We start from the raw sequence: 3115 nt of genomic DNA, 5'->3' as shown, positions 1-3115 counted from the left end.
GCAAAGGCCCGACTGATACAGGCCGGTATGTCTCCGAATCCCCGTCTTTCCTTTTCTGGCTACGATGCCATTTTTACCAACCAACCCGATGAATACGAGTTAGGTGTCGGATTTACCCAAGACTTTCCTGTGGCGGGCCGAATTGCCCGTCAAAAGGATGTGGCCAAGGTGGATGTGGTCCGGGCTCGGGCGGAGATCCAACAGGCCAAGCTCAGATTGTCCAGTCAGGTGGCCGAAGTCTTTTATCGGATTCTTGTCCTGGACAGTCAGATTCGTTTACGGGATCAGCTGATGCAGGTCGATCGGGAACTCCTAGACGCAAGCCGCAACCGTTTTCAGGTGGCCGAAGTTTCCGAACTTGACGTCAATACGGCGCAATTGGAGCTGGAACGCCTCCGTCAGGAACGAATTCTCCTGAAGGCACAGAGATCCCGGATTTCCATTCGATTGAAGCAACTCTTGGGACTTGGCGCTGACAAGACGTTGGAGCTTGACGAGACCCTTCCTCCGGTCCCTGCACTGCCGAGCCTCGCAGAAGAGCAACGCCGGGCCCTCATATTGCGCCCCGACCTTCAATCGGCACAATTGGCGATAGAACGCTCAAGGGCTCAGTTTGACCTGGCCAAAGCACAGCGTTGGGAGGACTGGACTGCCGGCCTTGGCGTTTTTTCCGGACAGACCGTTTTTCCCAATGGCCTTTCCACAGGAACTGATGTCGGACCCAGTTTTGTTCTCACTATTCCACTCCCTCTCTGGAACAAAAATCAGGGCCGCATTGCCGAAGCGGTGGCGATGAACCGGCAAGCCTCCGCAGAAGTTCGGGCTCTGACGCTTCAGGTCCAGAATGAAGTCGCAGGGGCCTATTCCGAAACGGAACGTCTCCTAATTGCGGTGGACCGCTACCGAAACGGGATGCTCAAGTTGAGTGATCGCAACATGCTCCTTGCCCAACAGGCCTATATGACAGGGCAGGCATCAATTCTCACAGCCGTTCAGGCCCAACGACAGCATGGAGACCAGCACATCGCCTACCTGAATACCATGGGACAATACCTGCAGGCTTGGGTGGCGTTACGCCGAGCTGTGGGAGAATACCTCGAATCTTTAAATCGTCCTGAAAATCACGACTCCGGAAGGGGGGAGCGGATCCATGAATAGTGCCTGTCAGATCATCCGCAGAATCGCTTGCCGACTGTTTCTCGCTCTTTTTGTCCTGTTTGCCGGATCCGGAATATTCTTTCCGGCTTGGGCCCATGGAGGGGAGAAAATCACGGTCAATGGTAAAAACGGAGGAAGTGATCGATCCGTGCATTTGAGCCCCAAACAACAAAAGTTTTTGGCCCTTTCCCTGGCATCCGTCAGTTATCGAAGAATGAAAGAAGTATTGGACCTGAACGGGACGGTGAGGTGGCTCCCCGACCGTCAGTCGGACGTGACACTGCGTATCAGTGGCCAGGTCACGTCCGTTTACGTCAGTTTGGGGGAGCGGGTGCACAAGGGCCAGCGTATGGTCAAGGTGGAGTCCAGGCTGATCGGCAATCCTCCCCCCAGCGTTGTCATTACCGCTCCCCTGAGCGGCATTGTAGACGTGCGGAATATCGTTTTGGGGCAGGCGGTGGAACCCAATACGGTCCTTTTCCATATTGGCAATCCGGCGCAAATGCTTGTTGTGGCCAGGGTCTACGAGGAAGACTTTGACAAAGTCCGCTTTGGGCAAGAAGCAGAGATCCGGGTTCTCGGCTACCCCGGCCAGGTCTTTCGAGGACGGGTAACTCTCGTTGGCCCACGCCTCAACCCCAAAAATCGCACGGGTTCGGTCTGGATCCAGGTTTCCAATCCAAAGGGACTTCTGAAGCCCAACATGTTCGCCCGCGTCAGGCTGACTGTGAAACAAACCAAAAAAGTGCTCGTTGTACCCGATGCCGCCCTCCTGCTTGCCAACGGCGAGAAGTTTCTTTTTGTGAGCGCAGGTCCCGGCTCCTATCGGCGCATTCTTGTGCAAACCGGAATGAAGATGGACGGGTTTACGGAGGTTCTTTCCGGACTCTCTCCGGGACAAAAGGTGGTAACCCGGGGGAACCGTGAGATCTATACCATGTGGTTGGGTGCTGAATTCTTGAAAGCGGAGGATTGAATCATGTTCAACCGCCTGATTGCCTGGTCCCTGAACAACCGCCCGATCGTTCTGGCGGTCACCCTGGTTTTATTCGTCTCGGGATGGTTTGCCCTCAAGAAGATGCCGGTGGACGTGTTTCCCGAGTTCGCACCGCCACAGGTCGTCGTTCAGACCGAGGTGCCGGGTCTGGCGCCGACGGATGTGGAGGCCCTGGTGACCTACCCCCTGGAAAGCGCCATTAACGGAACACCGGGCGTGACCCATGTGCGCTCCAAAACGTCGGTGGGTCTCTCCACCATCACGGTCATGTTCAAGGCGGGCTCGAACATTTATCAGGACCGGCAACTGGTCAACGAGCGGATCCAGGCCGTGACGGGCCGCCTGCCTTCTGGCTCCAAATCTCCGATCCTGCTGCCGGTGACCTCGGCGGTGGGCTGGCTGGTCAAATATGCTTTGACAAGCAATACCGTGCCACCAGAAAAAATGCGCACCCTGTCGGACTGGGAAATCCGTCCGCGCCTCCTGGCCCTGGGCGGTATCGCTTCGGTTGTGTCCATCGGAGGTGAAGTCAAGCAGTATCAGGTGCGCCTCGATCCTGCCCGCATGTTGGCCTACCAGGTCAGTGGCGAGGAAGTGCGGCGAGCCTTGGAAAGATCCAACAGCAATGTGCCCGGCGCCTTTCTGGAAAAACCTGGTCAGGAACTTATCGTGGCCGGAATCGGGAGAATTTCATCTCTGGATGATCTCAGAAAGACAGTGATCACTGTTCGCGACGGGGTGCCCATCACCATTTCCAATGTCGCCAAAGTGGCTTTTGGAGGACAAATCAAGCGGGGGGACGGCGCCTTCGGCATGAAGGAGGCCGTCATCGGGACTATCTCCAAGACCTACGGGGCCGACACCGTCACCACTACGGAGAAGGTGGAAAAAACGCTGGCCGAAATCAAGGCACATTTGCCAGCAGGCATACAAATGCACACCCAAGTATTCCGCCAGGCC

Annotated in this window: 3 protein-coding genes; all 3 read left to right on the top strand. The window is 56.2% G+C overall.

Translation table 11 applies throughout. The annotated features are described in order from the left end of the window. Window positions 1-1158: TolC family protein (locus ACYCUK_RS24010; protein WP_461597097.1), on the top strand; the 1158-nt coding region annotated here is incomplete at its 5' end. Beyond that, on the top strand, window positions 1151-2134 hold the full coding sequence (locus tag ACYCUK_RS24005) for an efflux RND transporter periplasmic adaptor subunit (protein ID WP_461597096.1): 984 nt from the start codon (window positions 1151-1153) through the stop codon (window positions 2132-2134). The genes ACYCUK_RS24010 and ACYCUK_RS24005, both read left to right, overlap by 8 nt. 3 nt (window positions 2135-2137) lie before the next feature. Then, a partial coding sequence (locus tag ACYCUK_RS24000) for an efflux RND transporter permease subunit (RefSeq protein ID WP_461597095.1) occupies window positions 2138-3115 on the top strand: 978 nt, incomplete at its 3' end.

Source organism: Thiomonas sp. (assembly GCF_054608695.1).
This window is presented reverse-complemented; position numbering and strand designations above follow the sequence as displayed.